The organism is Pseudomonas asplenii (assembly GCF_900105475.1).
Classification (GTDB): Bacteria; Pseudomonadota; Gammaproteobacteria; order Pseudomonadales; family Pseudomonadaceae; genus Aquipseudomonas; species Aquipseudomonas asplenii.
On sequence record NZ_LT629777.1, the window covers coordinates 3,437,881 to 3,453,608 of the forward strand.

General features: G+C 62.3%; 14 protein-coding genes. All 14 read left to right on the forward strand.

Annotated features, from left to right (window positions below):
- Nucleotides 1–184: 184 nt before the first annotated feature.
- The 14 genes from rfbF to BLU37_RS15870 all read left to right on the forward strand — a co-directional run bounded on the left by rfbF (nt 185) and on the right by BLU37_RS15870 (nt 15,709).
- Entirely contained in the window at nt 185–958 is a 774-nt protein-coding gene (gene rfbF / locus BLU37_RS15805; protein WP_090206389.1) for a glucose-1-phosphate cytidylyltransferase, read from the forward strand.
- The gene (gene rfbG, locus BLU37_RS15810; RefSeq protein WP_090206392.1) at nt 940–2,022 is read left to right on the forward strand and encodes a CDP-glucose 4,6-dehydratase; all 1,083 of its coding nucleotides are present in this window, start codon (nt 940–942) and stop codon (nt 2,020–2,022) included. Before rfbF ends, rfbG begins: the two co-directional genes overlap by 19 nt.
- Nucleotides 2,019–2,579: a dTDP-4-dehydrorhamnose 3,5-epimerase family protein gene (locus BLU37_RS15815; RefSeq protein ID WP_010449964.1), complete on the forward strand. Its 561-nt coding sequence runs from the start codon at nt 2,019–2,021 to the stop codon at nt 2,577–2,579. Before rfbG ends, BLU37_RS15815 begins: the two co-directional genes overlap by 4 nt.
- A complete protein-coding gene (locus BLU37_RS15820) occupies nt 2,576–3,802 on the forward strand; it encodes a class I SAM-dependent methyltransferase (protein WP_090206395.1) in 1,227 nt (408 codons plus the stop codon). The genes BLU37_RS15815 and BLU37_RS15820 overlap by 4 nt, the downstream gene beginning before the upstream one ends.
- A gap of 5 nt (nt 3,803–3,807) precedes the next feature.
- Entirely contained in the window at nt 3,808–4,665 is an 858-nt protein-coding gene (locus BLU37_RS15825; protein ID WP_090210953.1) for an NAD-dependent epimerase/dehydratase family protein, read from the forward strand.
- Between the two features lie 97 nt (nt 4,666–4,762).
- The gene (locus tag BLU37_RS15830; protein ID WP_090206398.1) at nt 4,763–7,705 is read left to right on the forward strand and encodes a TIGR00180 family glycosyltransferase; all 2,943 of its coding nucleotides are present in this window, start codon (nt 4,763–4,765) and stop codon (nt 7,703–7,705) included.
- Between the two features lie 130 nt (nt 7,706–7,835).
- Nucleotides 7,836–9,005 (forward strand): UDP-4-amino-4,6-dideoxy-N-acetyl-beta-L-altrosamine transaminase, encoded by a 1,170-nt coding sequence (gene pseC, locus BLU37_RS15835; protein ID WP_090206401.1) that lies wholly within the window; start codon nt 7,836–7,838, stop codon nt 9,003–9,005.
- Between the two features lie 35 nt (nt 9,006–9,040).
- A complete protein-coding gene (locus BLU37_RS15840) occupies nt 9,041–9,661 on the forward strand; it encodes a pseudaminic acid biosynthesis-associated methylase (protein ID WP_090206404.1) in 621 nt (206 codons plus the stop codon).
- Nucleotides 9,658–10,368 carry a pseudaminic acid cytidylyltransferase gene (pseF, locus tag BLU37_RS15845; protein WP_090206407.1) on the forward strand — a complete coding sequence of 237 codons (711 nt, stop codon included), beginning with the start codon at nt 9,658–9,660 and terminating at the stop codon, nt 10,366–10,368. Before BLU37_RS15840 ends, pseF begins: the two co-directional genes overlap by 4 nt.
- The gene (gene pseG, locus BLU37_RS15850) at nt 10,365–11,870 is read left to right on the forward strand and encodes a UDP-2,4-diacetamido-2,4,6-trideoxy-beta-L-altropyranose hydrolase (RefSeq protein ID WP_090206410.1); all 1,506 of its coding nucleotides are present in this window, start codon (nt 10,365–10,367) and stop codon (nt 11,868–11,870) included. Before pseF ends, pseG begins: the two co-directional genes overlap by 4 nt.
- Nucleotides 11,863–12,915, forward strand: coding sequence for a pseudaminic acid synthase (pseI, locus tag BLU37_RS15855; RefSeq protein ID WP_090206413.1), 1,053 nt, complete (start codon nt 11,863–11,865; stop codon nt 12,913–12,915). Before pseG ends, pseI begins: the two co-directional genes overlap by 8 nt.
- Before the next feature lie 231 nt (nt 12,916–13,146).
- Nucleotides 13,147–14,073 carry a ketoacyl-ACP synthase III gene (locus tag BLU37_RS15860; protein WP_090206415.1) on the forward strand — a complete coding sequence of 309 codons (927 nt, stop codon included), beginning with the start codon at nt 13,147–13,149 and terminating at the stop codon, nt 14,071–14,073.
- Between the two features lie 74 nt (nt 14,074–14,147).
- Nucleotides 14,148–15,440 carry a motility associated factor glycosyltransferase family protein gene (locus BLU37_RS15865; RefSeq protein WP_090206418.1) on the forward strand — a complete coding sequence of 431 codons (1,293 nt, stop codon included), beginning with the start codon at nt 14,148–14,150 and terminating at the stop codon, nt 15,438–15,440.
- On the forward strand, nt 15,437–15,709 hold the full coding sequence (locus BLU37_RS15870; protein ID WP_090206421.1) for a hypothetical protein: 273 nt from the start codon (nt 15,437–15,439) through the stop codon (nt 15,707–15,709). Before BLU37_RS15865 ends, BLU37_RS15870 begins: the two co-directional genes overlap by 4 nt.
- Nucleotides 15,710–15,728 lie beyond the last annotated feature (19 nt).

Below are 15,728 nucleotides of genomic sequence, written 5' to 3' on the forward strand. Positions count from 1 at the left end.
CGCCGGCTCCCATGCCCACGCGGAGCTGGCGCGTTTCCTGCAAGTCCCCCTTCATATCGCCATAAATCGTGCATTTGGCGCCAAGGTCGATTGGCCTTGAGCCACTGCTCGCGATTGGATCCGGCAGTCTGGGAAGCCCCACAGGGCCTGAGTAGGTCCTGTGCTGAAGAATAAGGGGACGTTGATGAAGGCAGTTATTCTGGCGGGTGGCCTGGGCACGCGCATCAGCGAGGAATCGCACCTCAAGCCCAAGCCGATGATCGAGATCGGTGGCAAGCCAATTCTCTGGCACATCATGAAGCAGTACTCGGCCCACGGTATCCACGATTTCGTGATTTGCCTGGGGTACAAGGGCTACGCCATCAAGGATTTCTTCGCCAACTACTTCCTGCATACCTCCGATGTCACCTTCGACATGAGCAACAATCGCATGGACGTTCACCAGAACTACAGCGAGCCATGGCGCGTGACCCTGATCGACACCGGCGAGGAAACCATGACCGGTGGCCGCCTGCGCCGCGCCGGCCGTTACCTGCAAGACGAGGAGGCGTTCTGTTTCACCTACGGTGACGGCGTTTCGGACCTTGATATCAGCGCACTGGTGAACTTCCACCGGGCCGGCGGCAAACTGGCAACGGTCACTGCCGTGCAACCGCCAGGTCGCTATGGCGCGCTGGAGCGCGACGGCGACCTGGTTCGCGGGTTCATCGAAAAACCCCGGGGCGATGGCGGCTGGATCAACGGTGGCTTCTTCGTCCTGTCACCCAAGGTCCTGTCGCTGATCAGCGGCGACTCGACCATCTGGGAAGCCGAGCCGCTGATGGGCCTGGCCGCCGAGGGGCAACTCAATGCCTTTCAGCATGATGGCTTCTGGCACCCGATGGACACCCTGCGTGACAAGAATCACCTGGAGCAGCTCTGGCAGAGCGGGGAGGCCCCATGGAAACAATGGGACTGAGCCCGACTTTCTGGAATGGCAAGCGGGTCCTGCTGACCGGCCACACCGGGTTCAAGGGCAGTTGGCTGGCGCTCTGGCTGCAGAGCCTCGGGGCGCAGGTCAGTGGCTTTGCCCTGGCACCGGCGACCGAACCGAACCTGTTCGAGCTGGCGCGGGTCGGCGAGGGCATGGACGATCGCCGTGGCGACCTGCGCGACCTCGGCGCGCTGCTGGAACTGATTGCCGAAACCGAACCGGAAATCGTCCTGCACCTGGCGGCCCAGCCGCTGGTACGCGAGGCGTATCGAGATCCGCTGGGCACTTATTCAAGCAATGTCATGGGTACGCTCAACCTGCTTGAGGCGATTCGCCAGGTCGGCGGCGTGAGTGCCTGTGTGCTGGTGACCACCGACAAGGTCTACGCCAACCAGGAGTGGGCCTGGCCCTATCGCGAGAACGAAGCCCTCGGCGGTCATGATCCCTACAGCAGCAGCAAGGCCTGCTGCGAACTGCTGGCACAGTCCTACGTGGCGTCGTTTTTTCCGCCCGAGCGCTACGATGTCCATGGCCTGGCCGTGGCGACTGCGCGGGCCGGGAATGTCCTTGGCGGCGGCGACTTTTCGCCGGAGCGCTTGATTCCCGATGTGCTGCGCGCCTGGTCGGCGAACGAGCCGGTGACCTTGCGTTATCCACAGGCCGTGCGCCCCTGGCAGCATGCACTGGAGCCGCTGGCGGGCTATCTGCAATTGGCCGCGGCGCTCTATGAGCGCGGGCCGGATCTGGCGGGCGCCTGGAACTTCGGTCCTGGCGAGGACGACATGTGCAGCGTCGGTGACGTGGTCAGCCGACTGGCCGCGCGTTGGCCGCAGGCTCCGGGGCTGCGGGTCGAGCCCAGCGAATTGCACGAGGCCGGGCTGTTGCGCCTGGACAGCAGTCGTGCCCGGCAACTGCTGGGCTGGCAACCGCGCTGGTCATTGCCGCAATGCCTGGAACACACCCTCGACTGGCATCTGGCCTGGCAACGAGGTGCCGACATGCGTGCCATGACTCTGGCCCAACTGGACCTCTATCGGGGGGCGCAGTGAGCGAGTTCCTGATCCAGGCCCTGCCCCTCGAGGGGCTGTTCAACGTGCAGCACAAGCATCACGCCGACCAGCGCGGGCAATTCTCCCGGCTGTTCTGCGAAGGTAGCCTGACGGCCTTTGGCACGCCTTTTCATATCCGCCAGATCAACCATTCCTGCACCCGCGAGCGTGGCAGTGTGCGCGGCCTGCATTATCAGAATGCGCAGGCCCCGGAGGCCAAGCTGATCACCTGCCTGCGCGGCGAGGTCTGGGATGTCGCGGTGGACCTGCGGCCGGATTCGCCGACCTTCCTGCACTGGCATGCCGAGCACCTGCGTGCCGGCGATGGCCGCAGCCTGCTGTTGCCGGCCGGTTTCGCCCATGGCTTTCAGGCCCTGAGTGACGACGCCGAGCTGCTGTATCTGCACAGTGCCGACTACACGCCGCAGAGCGAAGGCGGGTTGTCGGTGCTCGATCCGCGTCTGGCAATCACCTGGCCCGAGGCTGTCAAAAATCTGTCGGCCAGGGATGCCAGCCATCCGCTGATCGACGTGTCTTTCCCTGGAGTGCGTTTATGAATTGCCGAGGTTGCGGCACCCCTCTGGTCCTGCCGTTGATCGATCTCGGCACATCGCCGCCGTCCAACGCCTACCTGCGTGCCGACCAATTGGAGCAGGCCGAGGCCTGGGTGCCGTTGAAGGTCGCGGTGTGCCAGACTTGCTGGCTGGTGCAGACCGAGGACTACACCCGCGCCGATACGCTGTTCGACGCCGACTACGCCTATTTCAGTTCGTTCTCCAGCACCTGGCTGGCCCACGCCGAGCATTATGTGGCGCAGATGATCGAGCGCTTCGGTCTGGACAGCAGCAGCCGGGTGGTGGAAGTGGCGGCCAACGATGGCTACCTGCTGCAGTACGTGGCTGGCCGTGGCATTCCCTGCCTGGGTGTCGAGCCGACCCGCAGCACCGCCCAGGCGGCACGGGGCAAGGGCCTGGAGATCCGCGAGCTGTTTTTCGGCCGGGATACCGCCTTGCAGTTGCGTGAGGAGGGCTGGGCCGCCGACCTGATGGCGGCCAACAATGTGCTGGCCCATGTGCCGGACATCAACGATTTCCTCCGAGGCTTCGCTACCCTGCTCAAGCCGACGGGCGTGGCGACCTTCGAATTTCCGCACCTGCTGGCGCTGATGGCCGGGCACCAGTTCGATACGCTCTACCACGAACATTACTCCTACCTGTCGCTGACGGCCGTGCAGACGCTCTGCGAGCGCAACGGTCTGGAGGTCTTCGACGTCGGTGGCCTGCCAACCCACGGTGGCTCGCTGCGGGTGTTCGTGCAGCGTGCCGACGGTGAGCGGCGCGACGTGCTGCCGGTGGTACGCCAGGTGCTGGACGCCGAGTTGGCCGCCGGGGTCAAGACTGCAGCGTTCTACGCCACCCTGGCACCGGCTGCCGAGCGCATCAAGCACGACTTGCTGCGCTTTCTGCTCCAGGCCAAGGCCGAAGGCAAGCGCGTGGTGGGGTATGGCGCAGCGGCCAAGGGCAACACCTTGCTCAACTATGCCGGAGTACGTCCGGACCTGTTGGCCTGGGTCGCCGATGCCAACCCGCACAAACAGGGCAAGTTTCTGCCCGGCAGCCGGATCCCGGTGGTCTCGCCCGAGCGTATCGCTGTCGAGCAACCGGACTATGTGCTGGTGCTGCCATGGAACCTGTTGCAGGAAGTCAGCCAGCAGCAGGCGCAGGTCCGTGAGTGGGGCGGCCGTTTTGTCGTCGCCGTGCCCGAGTTGACCGTCCTGTGAGTGGCCTGAAGGTATTGGTCACGGGGGCGACCGGCTTTGTCGGGCGTCACCTGGTCGCGGCGCTGCTGGCCCGTGGGCATTCGGTGCGGGCGGTGGCCCGCGATGCCCGCAAGGCGCAAGCTTTGCCCTGGATCGACCAGGTGGAGTTCGTCGCCGCCGATGTGCATGCCGAGGACCTCGATGTCGGCGCCCTGAGTGCGGGTATCGATGTGCTGGCGCATCTGGCCTGGCCTGGGCTGCCGAATTACCAGGCACTGTTCCACTTCGAACACAACCTGTTCGCCGATTACCGTTTCATCAAACAGATGGTCGAGGCCGGGGTGTCCCAGGTACTGGTCACGGGCACCTGTTTCGAATATGGCATGCAGAGTGGTCCGCTAGGCGAGACGGCGCCACCGCAACCGGGCAATCCCTACGGGCTGGCAAAGAATACCCTGCGGTTGTTCCTGGAGACGCTGCGTCAGCAACTGCCATTCAACCTGCAATGGGCCCGGCTGTTCTACCTGTATGGTGAGGGGCAGAACCCCAACAGCCTGCTGGCCAGCCTGGATCGGGCCATTGATGCCGGTGCCGAGCGCTTCGACATGTCGGCGGGCGAGCAACTGCGCGATTACCTGCCGATCGAAGTCGCGGCCGGGTATCTGGCGCGGCTGCTGGAACAGCGGGATTTTTCCGGGGTGGTCAATTGTGCCAGCGGCCGGCCTATAGCGGTCAGGACACTGGTCGAACAGCGCCTGCGCGAGCGTGGTGCGTCGATTGCCCTGAACCTGGGGCACTATGGTTATCCCAGTCACGAGCCCATGGCGTTCTGGGGCGTGGCGGATCGGCTGCAGCAGTTGCTGGGAGTCGAACATGGCGTATGAGTGTGATCGGGCAGGTGGTCTGCCGGTGTGCCGGATAGTGCGATGCAGCGACATCATCCTGAGTTCATCGATCGAATTGGCAGTTTGGGGATAGGTTATGCAAGACAAGTACGTTTCTGAACAAGCACGGTTCCTGAGGGATGCAGAGTCTCTGGGCGATCTGTTGACTGTGGTGATCGTTACCCACAATCGGCCGGCTTTCCTGCGCCGCGCGGTGGTCTACTACAGTGCCTTGCCTTGCAAGCTGCTGATACTCGATTCGTCGGCCGAGCCCTGTGCCGGTATCGCCGAGGGACGTGAGCGGGTCGAGTACCTGCACGTGCCGCAGTACGACTACTGGAAGATGCAGGACAAGTTTACCCACGGCGTGATGAGCGTGAAAACGCCGTATATGACGTTTGCTCCTGACGACGACTTCCTCGTCCATGATGCACTTGACCAGTCGGTGGCCTTCCTTGAAGACCACCCCGACTATGGCATGTGTCACGGCTATTGCCTGATGTACCTGACGCTGGCCAACAATGTTCTTTACTACCGTCGCGACAAGAAAGTCTGCGAAGACTATTCCAGCGAGAGTGCTCAGGATCGCGTGCTCAGCTATATGGGCCAATACGTGCCGCCGTTCTATGCGGTGCACCGTACCCAACTGATGCAGGACTGGTACTCGGCGATGCCGCGGGGTACCAGCTTCCAGTGGCAGGAAGTCGGCCATGTCTACTACATGCTGGCGCGGGCCAAGGCGCGTATTCTGCCGATTCCCTATGTGGTTCGGGAGATCAACTACGGGGATTCGGAGCATGGCACCGAGATCTACCACGCCGTGTCCTATACCGATGCCAAGTCGACCGCCGAGCGCGAGGCGTTCGCCGGCTTCCTTGCAACACTGCCCACTGGCATCGAGGGCCTGGACCAGGCGCAGACCAAGGCCTTCGCCCTGACAAGTTTCGAAGCGATGGTCGACAGCTTGCGCAGCGGTCGGGCATTGACCGCCGAGATGATTTTCGACTCGACCTGGAACAGTATCGAGGAGTCGCCACAGCGACGTTTCGGGCCAAAGCAGTACGTGGAAATGCCGTTCTACAATCAGGCTTTCTTCGATAAGTTGACCGAGTTCGAGTTTCTGTTGCATGCCATGCCTGCCGGCCGCCTGCAGTTGCAGCGACTGGAAGCGGTCTGGGCCCGCCAGGAGGCGCTGATGCGCCCACACAACAACGACACCGCGGAAAGCGTGCTCGACCGGTTGTGGCAGGCTCACGATTGCAACGTGTTCAATCGTCGGGTGCTCAAGGCCCTGGCGCGGCAACTCGAAACCGTCGGCGAAGAGGTCGAGGCGCAGCGTATTGCCGCCTGGAGTGAGCGTCTGGATGCGGTGTCGACCGAAGACAACCGTTCGACTTTCGATGCCATGCTGTCGGGGCGCCTGCTGCATTGGCTGGAGGCGCGTGAGCCGGATGCCGGCGAGCGCCAGGCGATTGCCGATTACCAGGCCGCGCAAGGCAACGGTCCGCTGTTCGGCCTGATGTTGCTGGACCTGGCGGACGATGTCGAGAAGTTGCAGGTAACCCTCGATAGTCTGTTGGAGGGCCACAGCAAGGCCTTCCGCATCGTGGTCTTCACCACTGGTGAACCGCAGGCGGCGACGACTGTTCAGAACACCCTGCACTTTGTTCGGGTGACCGAGGGCAACTACGTCGACAAGCTCAACCAGTTCGCCCGTCAGTCGTCCTGCGACTGGTTGCTGCTGGCACAGGTCGGTGACGAGTTTACCGCCAGCGGCCTGTTGAAGGCCGGTCTGGAGCTGCGCCATGCCGAAGGTTGCCGGGCGGTGTGCATCGATGAAATCCAGCGCGACGAAAATGGCGCATTGAGCGATGTTTTCCGCCCGGCTTTCAACCCCGATCTGCTGCTGAGCGTGCCGGTTCTGATGGCGCGGCACTGGTTGATCCGACGTGAAGTGCTGGTTGATGCCGGTGGCTACAGCGCCGACTACAGCAATGCCCTGGAGTTCGACCTGCTGCTGCGATTGATCGAGCAGGATGGCCTGGCCGGGCTGGCACACCTGGATGAGCCACTGCTGATCTGTGCGAAGTCGGAACTGGCGGAGAACGCTCACGAGCGCTCGACCCTGTTGCGTCACCTTGGCGTGCGCGGCTACAAGGCCCAGGTCAGTTCGCAGGAGCCGGGGACCTATATGATCGACTACCGCCACACCGAACGTCCGCTGGTTTCGATCATCCTGCACGGCGCGGCGGATTTTGACGAACTGGAGCGCTGCCTGAGTGCATTGCTGCAGCGTACGCGCTACCTGAAATACGAAGTGCTGGTGGCCGATCACCCGAGCCGTACCGAGGCCCTGTCGAACTGGTTGCAGAGTCAGCCGCAGGCGAGCAAGGTCAGCGTGTTGCAATCGGACTGGCCGAGCACCGCCGCGTTCTGCAATGCTGCGGCGCGTCAGGCTAGCGGCGAATACCTGGTGTTGCTGGCGGCTGACAGCGAAGTGGTCAACCCCAACTGGATCGAATCCCTGCTCAATCAGGCATTGCGCCCGGAAGTCGGAGTGGTCGGTGCCAAGTTCTACAGCCGCGACGGCAAGATCTCCCAGGCCGGTCTGATTCTCGGTCTGAATGAAGGTATCGATTCACCGTTCGTGGGCGAGAAGAAGGATGCCAAGGGCTATATGCAACGTCTGGCGGTCGAGCAGAACTACTCGGCTGTCTCGGCGGTGTGCCTGATGGTGCGCAGGGCACTCTTCGATGCGCTCGGTGGCTTGGACGAAGGCGATTTCGCCGAGGCCTTCAGCGAAGTCGACCTGTGCCTGAGTATCGGCCAGGCCGGGTACCTGGTGTCGTGGACGCCGCAAGTGCAGGTCCTGCATCCGGGCGTACTGCCCGAGGTGCCGGGCGCACTGGCGGCCTTGCGCGAGAAATGGTCGGCGAACTTCCAGGCCGACCCGGCGTACAACTCGAACCTGGCATTACGTGGCAAAGGCTTCGCCCTGGGCGCAGCCTGTCACGTGGATTGGGCGCAGTTGCTGGTGTAGATCGGCTTTCAGAGAAAGGACCTCAGGGTATGTGCAAAGGCAAATCGATGCTCATCGCCGCAGCCGGCGAATCTTTCGCTGGCAATCTTCCTGATCGCCTGTTCGAGCCATTTCGGCCAGAGGTGCAATCATGATGCCTTATCAGATTCCCTATGGTCATCAGAGTATCGAACAGGCCGATATCGATGCGGTGGTCGAGGTACTCAAGTCGCCCTGGTTGACACAGGGGCCGACGATTCCACGTTTCGAGGCGGCGCTGGCGGAACATTGCCAGGCCGACTTCGCGGTGGCGGTCTGCAATGCCACTGCGGCCCTGCACATCGCCTGTCTGGCGGCGGGGTTGGGGCCGGGGGACTGGTTGTGGACCAGCCCGAATACCTTCGTTGCTTCCGCCAACTGTGGTCGTTATTGCGGGGCCGACGTGGACTTTGTCGACATCGATCCGCAGACCCTGAACCTTGACGCCGGACTATTGGAGCGCAATCTGGAAATCGCCGCGACGACCGGCCGTCTACCCAAGGTGGTGGTGGCCGTGGCCTTCGCCGGCCAGAGTTGCGATATGCGTGCGATTGCCAGGTTGGCCGAGCAGTATGGATTTACCCTGATCGAGGACGCGTCCCATGCGGTGGGGGCTTCTTATCTCGGCCGGCCTGTGGGGTGTGGTGCCTATGCGGCGATGACGATCTTCAGTTTCCATCCGGTGAAGATCATCACTTCGGCCGAAGGCGGGATGGTGCTGACCAACAACCCCGAGCTGGCCGAGCGTTTGCGACGCCTTCGTAGCCATGGCATCACGAGTGATCCGGCACAGATGAACGTACCCGAGCACGGCCTCTGGTATTACCAGCAGTTGGAACTGGGCTGCAACTACCGGATGACCGATTTGCACGCGGCGTTGGGATTATCGCAAACGGCCCGACTCGGGAGTTTTGTCACCAGGCGGCGCGAACTGGCGCAGCGTTACAATCGCTTGTTGGCCGACCTGCCATTGACCCTGCCGGTCGCGCAGCCGGGCGCCGAATCGGCCTGGCACCTTTATGTGGTGCGTTTGCAACTGGAGCGTATCAACAAAAGCCAACGCGAGGTTTTCGAGGCCTTGCGGGCAGCGGGTATCGGGGTGAATCTGCATTACATCCCTGTCCATCTGCAGCCGTATTACCGTGAGCAGGGTTTCAAGGATGGTGATTTTCCCGAAGCCGAGCGTTACTTCGGTGAGGCGATCAGTTTGCCGTTGTTCCCGTTACTCACCGAAGAACAGCAGGATTACGTGGTCGAGCAGTTGCGAAACCTGGTCGGTTAAACGATGTTCAGTGCTTCGAGGATGAAGGATCAGTCATGCGCGAGCTGAGCGAACAAGAGCATTTCTGGCGCGGCGACTTCGGCGATCACTATGTGGGCCGTAATCAGGGCCAGAGACTGGTCGCCGCGAACCTGGCGTTGTTCACCAAGGCGCTGGCGCGCACCGCGCGGATCGGCAGTTTGCTGGAATTGGGGACCAATACCGGTAACAACCTGCAGGCTTTGCACCAGTTATTGCCCGGCTGCCTGTTGCGGGGCGTGGAGATCAATGCCAAGGCCTGTGAACAGGCGAGCGCCTTGGGGATCGCCGAAATCTGGCACGGCTCGTTGTTCGATTATCCGCGCGAGCGCTGCTTCGATCTGACCCTGAGCAAGGGGGTATTGATCCACCTGGCCCCCGAGCTGCTGGTGGCGGCCTATGAGCAGCTCTACCAGTTGAGCGGGCGTTATATCCTGCTGGCCGAATACTACAACCCGGTGCCGGTCGAGGTGTCCTATCGCGGCAACAGCGGCAAGTTGTTCAAACGCGACTTTGCTGGCGAGATGCTCGATCGCTACAGCGACCTGCAGTTGCTCGATTATGGCTTCGGTTATCACCGCGACCGGCAGTTTCCCATCGACGATGTGAACTGGTTCCTGCTGGAAAAACGTCCTTGAGCGCTGTCGCGATCATTCCGGCGCGTGGTGGCAGCCAACGGATCCCAGGCAAGAATCTCAAGCTGTTTCATGGTGAGCCGATGATCGCGCGCTCGATCCGGATGGCCTTGAACAGCGGTCTGTTCGATCAGGTGGTGGTCAGCACCGACGACGCGCAGATCGCCGAGGTGGCGCGTCAGCAGGGCGCCCAGGTGCCGTTCATGCGGCCTGTGGCGCTGGCCGATGACTTCACCGGTACCGCAGCGGTGATCGCCCATGCTGTCGACGCGTTGGCGCAACAGGGGCAGGTGTTCGACTATGCCTGTTGCATCTACGCCACCGCGCCGCTGCTGCAAGCGCGTTTCCTGCGTGAAGGATTCGAGTTGCTGGAGCGGCATCCCGAACGTTCCTTCGCCTTCTCCGTCTGCGAGTTCGGCTTTCCGATCCAACGGGCCCTGACCCTGACAGGCGATGGTGCCTTGACCGCGCTCTACCCGGAGCACCGCCAGACCCGCTCGCAGGACTTGCCGCCAGCATTCCAGGACGCCGGGCAGTTCTACTGGGGACGCAGTGCCGCCTGGTTGCGTGGCGATGTGCTGTTTTCCGAGAAGAGCCTGCCGGTGTTGCTGCCGCGTCATCTGGTCCAGGATATCGATACGCCCGAAGACTGGCGTCGGGCGGAGTACCTGTATTCAGCGCTGCAGGCCGCAGGAGAATTGCAATCGTGAGGGTGTTGTTTCGTGCCGATGCCTCGGCCGCCATTGGCAGCGGGCATGTTGCCCGTTGCCTGACACTGGCTGCGGTCCTGCGGGCCTGCGGTGCCGACGTGCTGTTCGCCTGCCGTGAGTTGCCCGGTAACGCATTGGCGCGTCTGGCAGATGACGGTGTGCGCAGTCTGGTGCTGCCGGGGGCTTATCCGGGCGAAGATCCGGCGCAGGGCATCGAGGCGCCGTTGCCTTGGCAGGCTGATATCGATGCCCTGGAGCATTGCCTGGCGGGTGAAGCCGAATTCGACTGGATTGTCGTCGATCACTATGGGCTCGATCATCGCTGGCAGACTGCAGCGCGTCGCTGGGCACGGCGGCTCGCGGCAATCGATGACTTGAACAACCGCCAGCATGCGGTGGATCTCCTCTTCGACCAGAACTTCACCGCGGGCGATCCGGAATATGCCGGTCGGGCGCTGGGGCCTTGTCGACAACTGCTCGGTCCGCGTTATGCGCTGATTCGCGATGAGTTCCGGCGCGCTCCGGTGCCGATCAACGCCCAGGCGGGGCGGGTGCTGGTGAACTTCGGCGGGCTCGACGGCGCCGGGGAAACCTGGAAGGCCATGCTGGCGCTGGAGGGTTTCAAGGATCTGCAGGTGGACTTCATCGCGGGTACCGCCAATCCCCGGTTGGCACAACTGCAGGCGTTGGCGGCGGATCGCCCGTTGTGGCGGGTGCAGACCTTCGTCAAGGATTTTGCCGAACGGATGGCCGAGGCTGATCTGTTCATCGGTGCTGGCGGCGGTACCAGTTGGGAGCGTGCTGCACTGGGGCTGCCGACCCTGTGCATCGCTGTGGCCGAGAATCAGCAGGCCAATGCCGAGCGGCTGGCGGAAGCGGGGGCGCATATCTACCTTGGGGCTAGCCAGTCGGTGGATGTCGATCAATTGCGTCAGGCCGTGGGTTTCTTGCTGGGCAATCCGGGGCTGCGCCAGAGTCTGGCCAAGCGCTCGCGCAGCCTGGTCGACGGGCTCGGCGCCCGGCGTTTCGCCGTCGCACTGCTGGGCGCGAGCCTGCGGGTGCGACGGGTGACACCTGAGGATTCGCAGCGGTTGTTCGACGGCCGCAACCACGAGCCGGTCCGCCGCGCATCGCTTGACAGTGAGCCGATCGAGTGGCCGGCCCACCAAGCCTGGCTGGCGGCGAAGCTGCAGGATCGTGACTGCCTGCTGCTGATTGCCGAAGCGACGGATGGGCCGATAGGTGTGCTGCGCTACGACCGTGCGGGCGAACGTGCCGAGGTGTCGTTGTATCTGTTCGAAGGCCGTATGGGCCTTGGCTGGGGCAGGGCGTTGCTGGCCCGTGGCGAGCAGGCCATGGGTGAACATTGGCCAGGGGTGGTGGCAATTGACGCCCAGGTACTGCCGGATAATCCGGCTTCGATCGAATTGTTTCGCAGCAGCGGCTATGTCCAGTCGGCCAGCCGTTTCGAGCGCGTAGTGAAGGATCAGTTCCATGACTAGCTTCAAGATCGGCCAGCGCGTGATTGGCCCGGATGCACCGCCGTTCGTCATCGCCGAAATGAGCGGCAACCACAACCAGTCGCTGGAGGTGGCGCTGCAGATCGTCGAGGCGGCGGCCAAGGCCGGCGCCCATGCGCTGAAATTGCAGACCTACACCGCCGACACCATGACCCTGGATCTGGCCGAGGGCGAATTTTTCATCAAGGACCCCGGCAGCCTGTGGGCCGGTTCATCGTTGTATGAACTCTACGAGAAGGCCCACACACCCTGGGAATGGCATGCGCCGATCTTCGCCAGGGCGAAGGCGTTGGGCATGCTGGCGTTCTCCACGCCGTTCGACGAAACGGCCGTGGACTTCCTGGAAAGTCTCGATGTACCGGCCTACAAGATCGCCAGCTTCGAAAATACCGACCTGCCGCTGATTCGCCGGGTGGCGGCGACGGGCAAGCCACTGATCATTTCCACCGGCATGGCCAGCGTTGCCGAGCTGGACGAAACGGTACGTGCCGCCCGCGCGGCCGGTTGTCGAGACCTGGTGCTGCTCAAGTGCACCAGTACCTATCCGGCCTCGCCGCTCAACAGCCATATCCGCACCATTGCCCATCTGCAGCAGTTGTTCGGCTGCCAGGTAGGGTTGTCCGATCATTCCATGGGTGTGGGGGTCGCGGTGGCAGCGGTGGCCTTGGGTGCGACCGTGGTGGAGAAACACTTCACCCTGGATCGTGCCGCCGGTGGTGTTGACGCCAGTTTTTCACTGGAACCGGCCGAGCTGGCCAGCCTTGTGGTAGAGACCGAGCGGGCCTGGCAGGCGTTGGGCCAGGTGCGGTATGGCGCGACCGAGGCCGAGCAGAAATCCCTGGTCTATCGGCGTTCGTTGTATGTGGTGCAGGACGTGGCCAAGGGCGAACCGTTCACCGCGCAGAACGTGCGAGCGATCCGTCCCGGGCTGGGGCTGGCGCCGAAACATGTCGACGCTGTGCTCGGACGCAATGCCCGCGTGGCCCTGAAACGCGGTACGCCTCTGGTCTGGTCGGCAATCGAATAAACCCCTTTGGCAGTGATTCGGGCAAAATAAGCGTGACCTGCGGGTCATAACGCGCATCTTCACTGTATTGTATTTGCCGGGGATGCGGGCGCCTGAGCCTTTTCGGTCGGTGATTGCCCCTTGAATCCGCCGTTTTCACCCCGTGTTGAGGTGACGGAAAATCCCTGTTGGTCGACGCCCCTCGATTCCTGCGAGCGGCGTTATTCAGCTGTTTATTATTGGGAAGCCATAATGATTGGCATAAAAAGCATTGCCAGTTACGTGCCGACAGCCGGCGTGGATAACTACGCTCAGGGCGCCAAATTCGCCAAGGATGAAGAGTTCATCCTGGGCAAGATCGGTTCAGCCTTCCTGCCGCGCAAAGACGCCGGACAGGAAACCTCGGACCTGTGTGTCGAAGCGGTGAACGCCTTGTTCGCCAGTAATCCGCAACTCAAGCGCGAGAGTATCGATGCGCTGATCGTCGTCACCCAGAACGGTGACGAGGAAGGCTTGCCGCATACCGCGGCGATCGTTCAGGACAAGCTCGGCCTGCCGACCCACGTGGCGGCGTTCGATATTTCCCTGGGCTGTTCCGGCTACGTTTATGGCATTTATGCCATGAAGGGCTTCATGGAGGCCGCTGGTCTGAAGAACGGCCTGCTGGTGACCGCCGATCCGTACTCGAAGATCGTCGATCCGGAAGACCGCAACACCACCATGCTGTTCGGCGATGCCGCGACTGCGACCTGGATGGGGGAAGACGCACCCTGGCAACTGGGCAAGTCGAAGTTCGGCACCGACGGTTCCGGTGCGCCGCACCTGAAGGTCAGCGATGGGGTGTTCTTCATGAACGGCCGTCAGGTGTTCAACTTCGCCTTGCTCAAGGTCCCGGCGCACCTGCACGAGTTGCTTGGCGACTCGGGCCTGCAGCCGAGCGATATCGACGCCTTCTGCATTCACCAGGGCAGTGCGGCGATTGTCGACGCCGTGGCACGTCGCTTCGAGGGTGAACCCGAGAAGTTCATCAAGGATATGGTCGAGACCGGCAACACCGTGTCTTCGAGCATTCCACTGCTGCTGGAAAAGCACGTGCTGAACTCGAGCTGGAAACGCGTTGCGTTGAGCGGCTTTGGCGTTGGCCTTTCGTGGGGGTCGGCGATCATTCATCGCGCCTGATCCAACAGGGTTGCAAAGTAGCGCTCCGGGTAGGTTAACCTTGAGCGCTATTTTTTTGCGCGGAGCAAAGCGGGATGAGCGAGAGCCTTGAGCTGAATGCACGCATCATCGAGGCACGCTGGCCAATGGTGTGGCAGCGCCTGTTGGCCGAGGATTGCGATGGGCTGGCTGTCGAACTGGTCGAAGGGCAGGGTTCGACGCTGGGCGTCGGCGGCGTGCAGTTGACCAGTCGGCATGATCGTGTCGCCGAGGCCAGGCTGCAGGCTTCCAGCCTGCCGCCTGGCAGTGCTGTCCTGCATCTCTATGGCACGGGGCTTGGGGACTTGCAGCAGGTGCTCTTGGAGTCGCCGCAGTTGCAGCGCCTGAATGTGCATATCCTCAATGGCGCGTTGTTCAAGCGGGTGCTCGGACTCTTGGAACAGGACGGTTGGCTGACCGATCCGCGGGTCGAACTGAGTTTTGCCGCCGATCATCCGGAAATCCTCTTTCCGTTCTTCGCGCTGCCGGCCGAGTTGGTCCTGGCCGATGATTTCAATGCACGGATGCGCGATCGGCTGGTGGGTGAAGTGCACTTCAGCTTCAACAACCGCGAATTCGATCCGCAGTCTCCGGCAATTCTCCAGCGCCTGCAGGAGAGTGCCGAGATCTTTGCCGCCGATCTCGATGTTGCCGAGCTGTTTGCCACGCAGACGGGGCAGCACATCTACGTGATCGGCACGGGACCGAGCCTTGAGCAGCAGTTCGACAAGTTGCGTGCGGTTCGCTCCCAGACGCAGCGACCGCTGTTCATCAGTGTCGATACTGCCTATCGGCCGCTGCATGAGCAGGGCATCAAGCCCGATCTGGTGGTAACTATCGATCAGCGTATTGGCTTCAGGCATCTGCCACCCGAGGCTTCCGAAGGTATTCCGCTGGTCTACATGCCCATGAGCGATCCTGAAGTGCTTCAGGCCTGGCAGGGGCCGCGTTATGGAGGGTACTCCGCCAGCCCGGTCTATGGTGCGGTTCGCCAGCAGTTCAAGCGAGGCATGCTATATGTCGGCGGCAGTGTTCTGCACCCGGCGGTGGATCTGGCGGTGAAGATGGGCGCCGCGACCATTACCCTGTTCGGCGCCGATTTTGCCTTCCCGATGAACAAGACCCATGCCGGCTGGAAGGACGGAGAACTCGGTCCTGGCGTCAACGAGGCCCGGCACTGGGTGCTGGACGGTCGTGGCCACAAGGTCAGGACGCAACTGAACTTTCGTCGTTACCTCTGTGAGCTGGAACGTTATATCGCCGCACATCCCCAGGTGAGCTTTCTCAACAGCAGCCGGGCCGGTGCGCGAATCATCGGCAGCACCTTCGATCAGGAGTTCGTGCAATGACCGTCTTCGATTCCAGCATTGCCGAGGCGCGGCGCTGTTCGGCATTGTTCCGCTTTGGTCGTGAGGTCGAGGCGGCGTTGTTGATGGTCGAGTTGTTCGACGGCATACAGGCCCGTTTGCTCCAGGCCTCTGCCGAGCAGCATCAGGTGTGGGCGCAACTGCTGGTGCAGATGTTTGGTTGTCAGGAGCGCCAGGATTGGTTGGGCTTGGCGGACACCCTGGAGTACGAAGTGGTGCAATTACTGCAGTGGGTTGAAGCCAGCCATTGAGATATTGGTGACGAACGGT

Bases quoted from the DNA above. Each gene is read 5' to 3' on its own strand.
- rfbF (WP_090206389.1), top strand. From the start codon at position 185: ATGAAGGCAGTTATTCTGGCGGGTGGCCTGGGCACGCGCATCAGCGAG.
- rfbG (WP_090206392.1), top strand. From the start codon at position 940: ATGGAAACAATGGGACTGAGCCCGACTTTCTGGAATGGCAAGCGGGTC.
- BLU37_RS15820 (WP_090206395.1), top strand. From the start codon at position 2,576: ATGAATTGCCGAGGTTGCGGCACCCCTCTGGTCCTGCCGTTGATCGAT.
- BLU37_RS15830 (WP_090206398.1), top strand. From the start codon at position 4,763: ATGCAAGACAAGTACGTTTCTGAACAAGCACGGTTCCTGAGGGATGCA.
- pseC (WP_090206401.1), top strand. From the start codon at position 7,836: ATGATGCCTTATCAGATTCCCTATGGTCATCAGAGTATCGAACAGGCC.
- BLU37_RS15840 (WP_090206404.1), top strand. From the start codon at position 9,041: ATGCGCGAGCTGAGCGAACAAGAGCATTTCTGGCGCGGCGACTTCGGC.
- pseI (WP_090206413.1), top strand. From the start codon at position 11,863: ATGACTAGCTTCAAGATCGGCCAGCGCGTGATTGGCCCGGATGCACCG.
- BLU37_RS15860 (WP_090206415.1), top strand. From the start codon at position 13,147: ATGATTGGCATAAAAAGCATTGCCAGTTACGTGCCGACAGCCGGCGTG.
- BLU37_RS15865 (WP_090206418.1), top strand. From the start codon at position 14,148: ATGAGCGAGAGCCTTGAGCTGAATGCACGCATCATCGAGGCACGCTGG.
- BLU37_RS15870 (WP_090206421.1), top strand. From the start codon at position 15,437: ATGACCGTCTTCGATTCCAGCATTGCCGAGGCGCGGCGCTGTTCGGCA.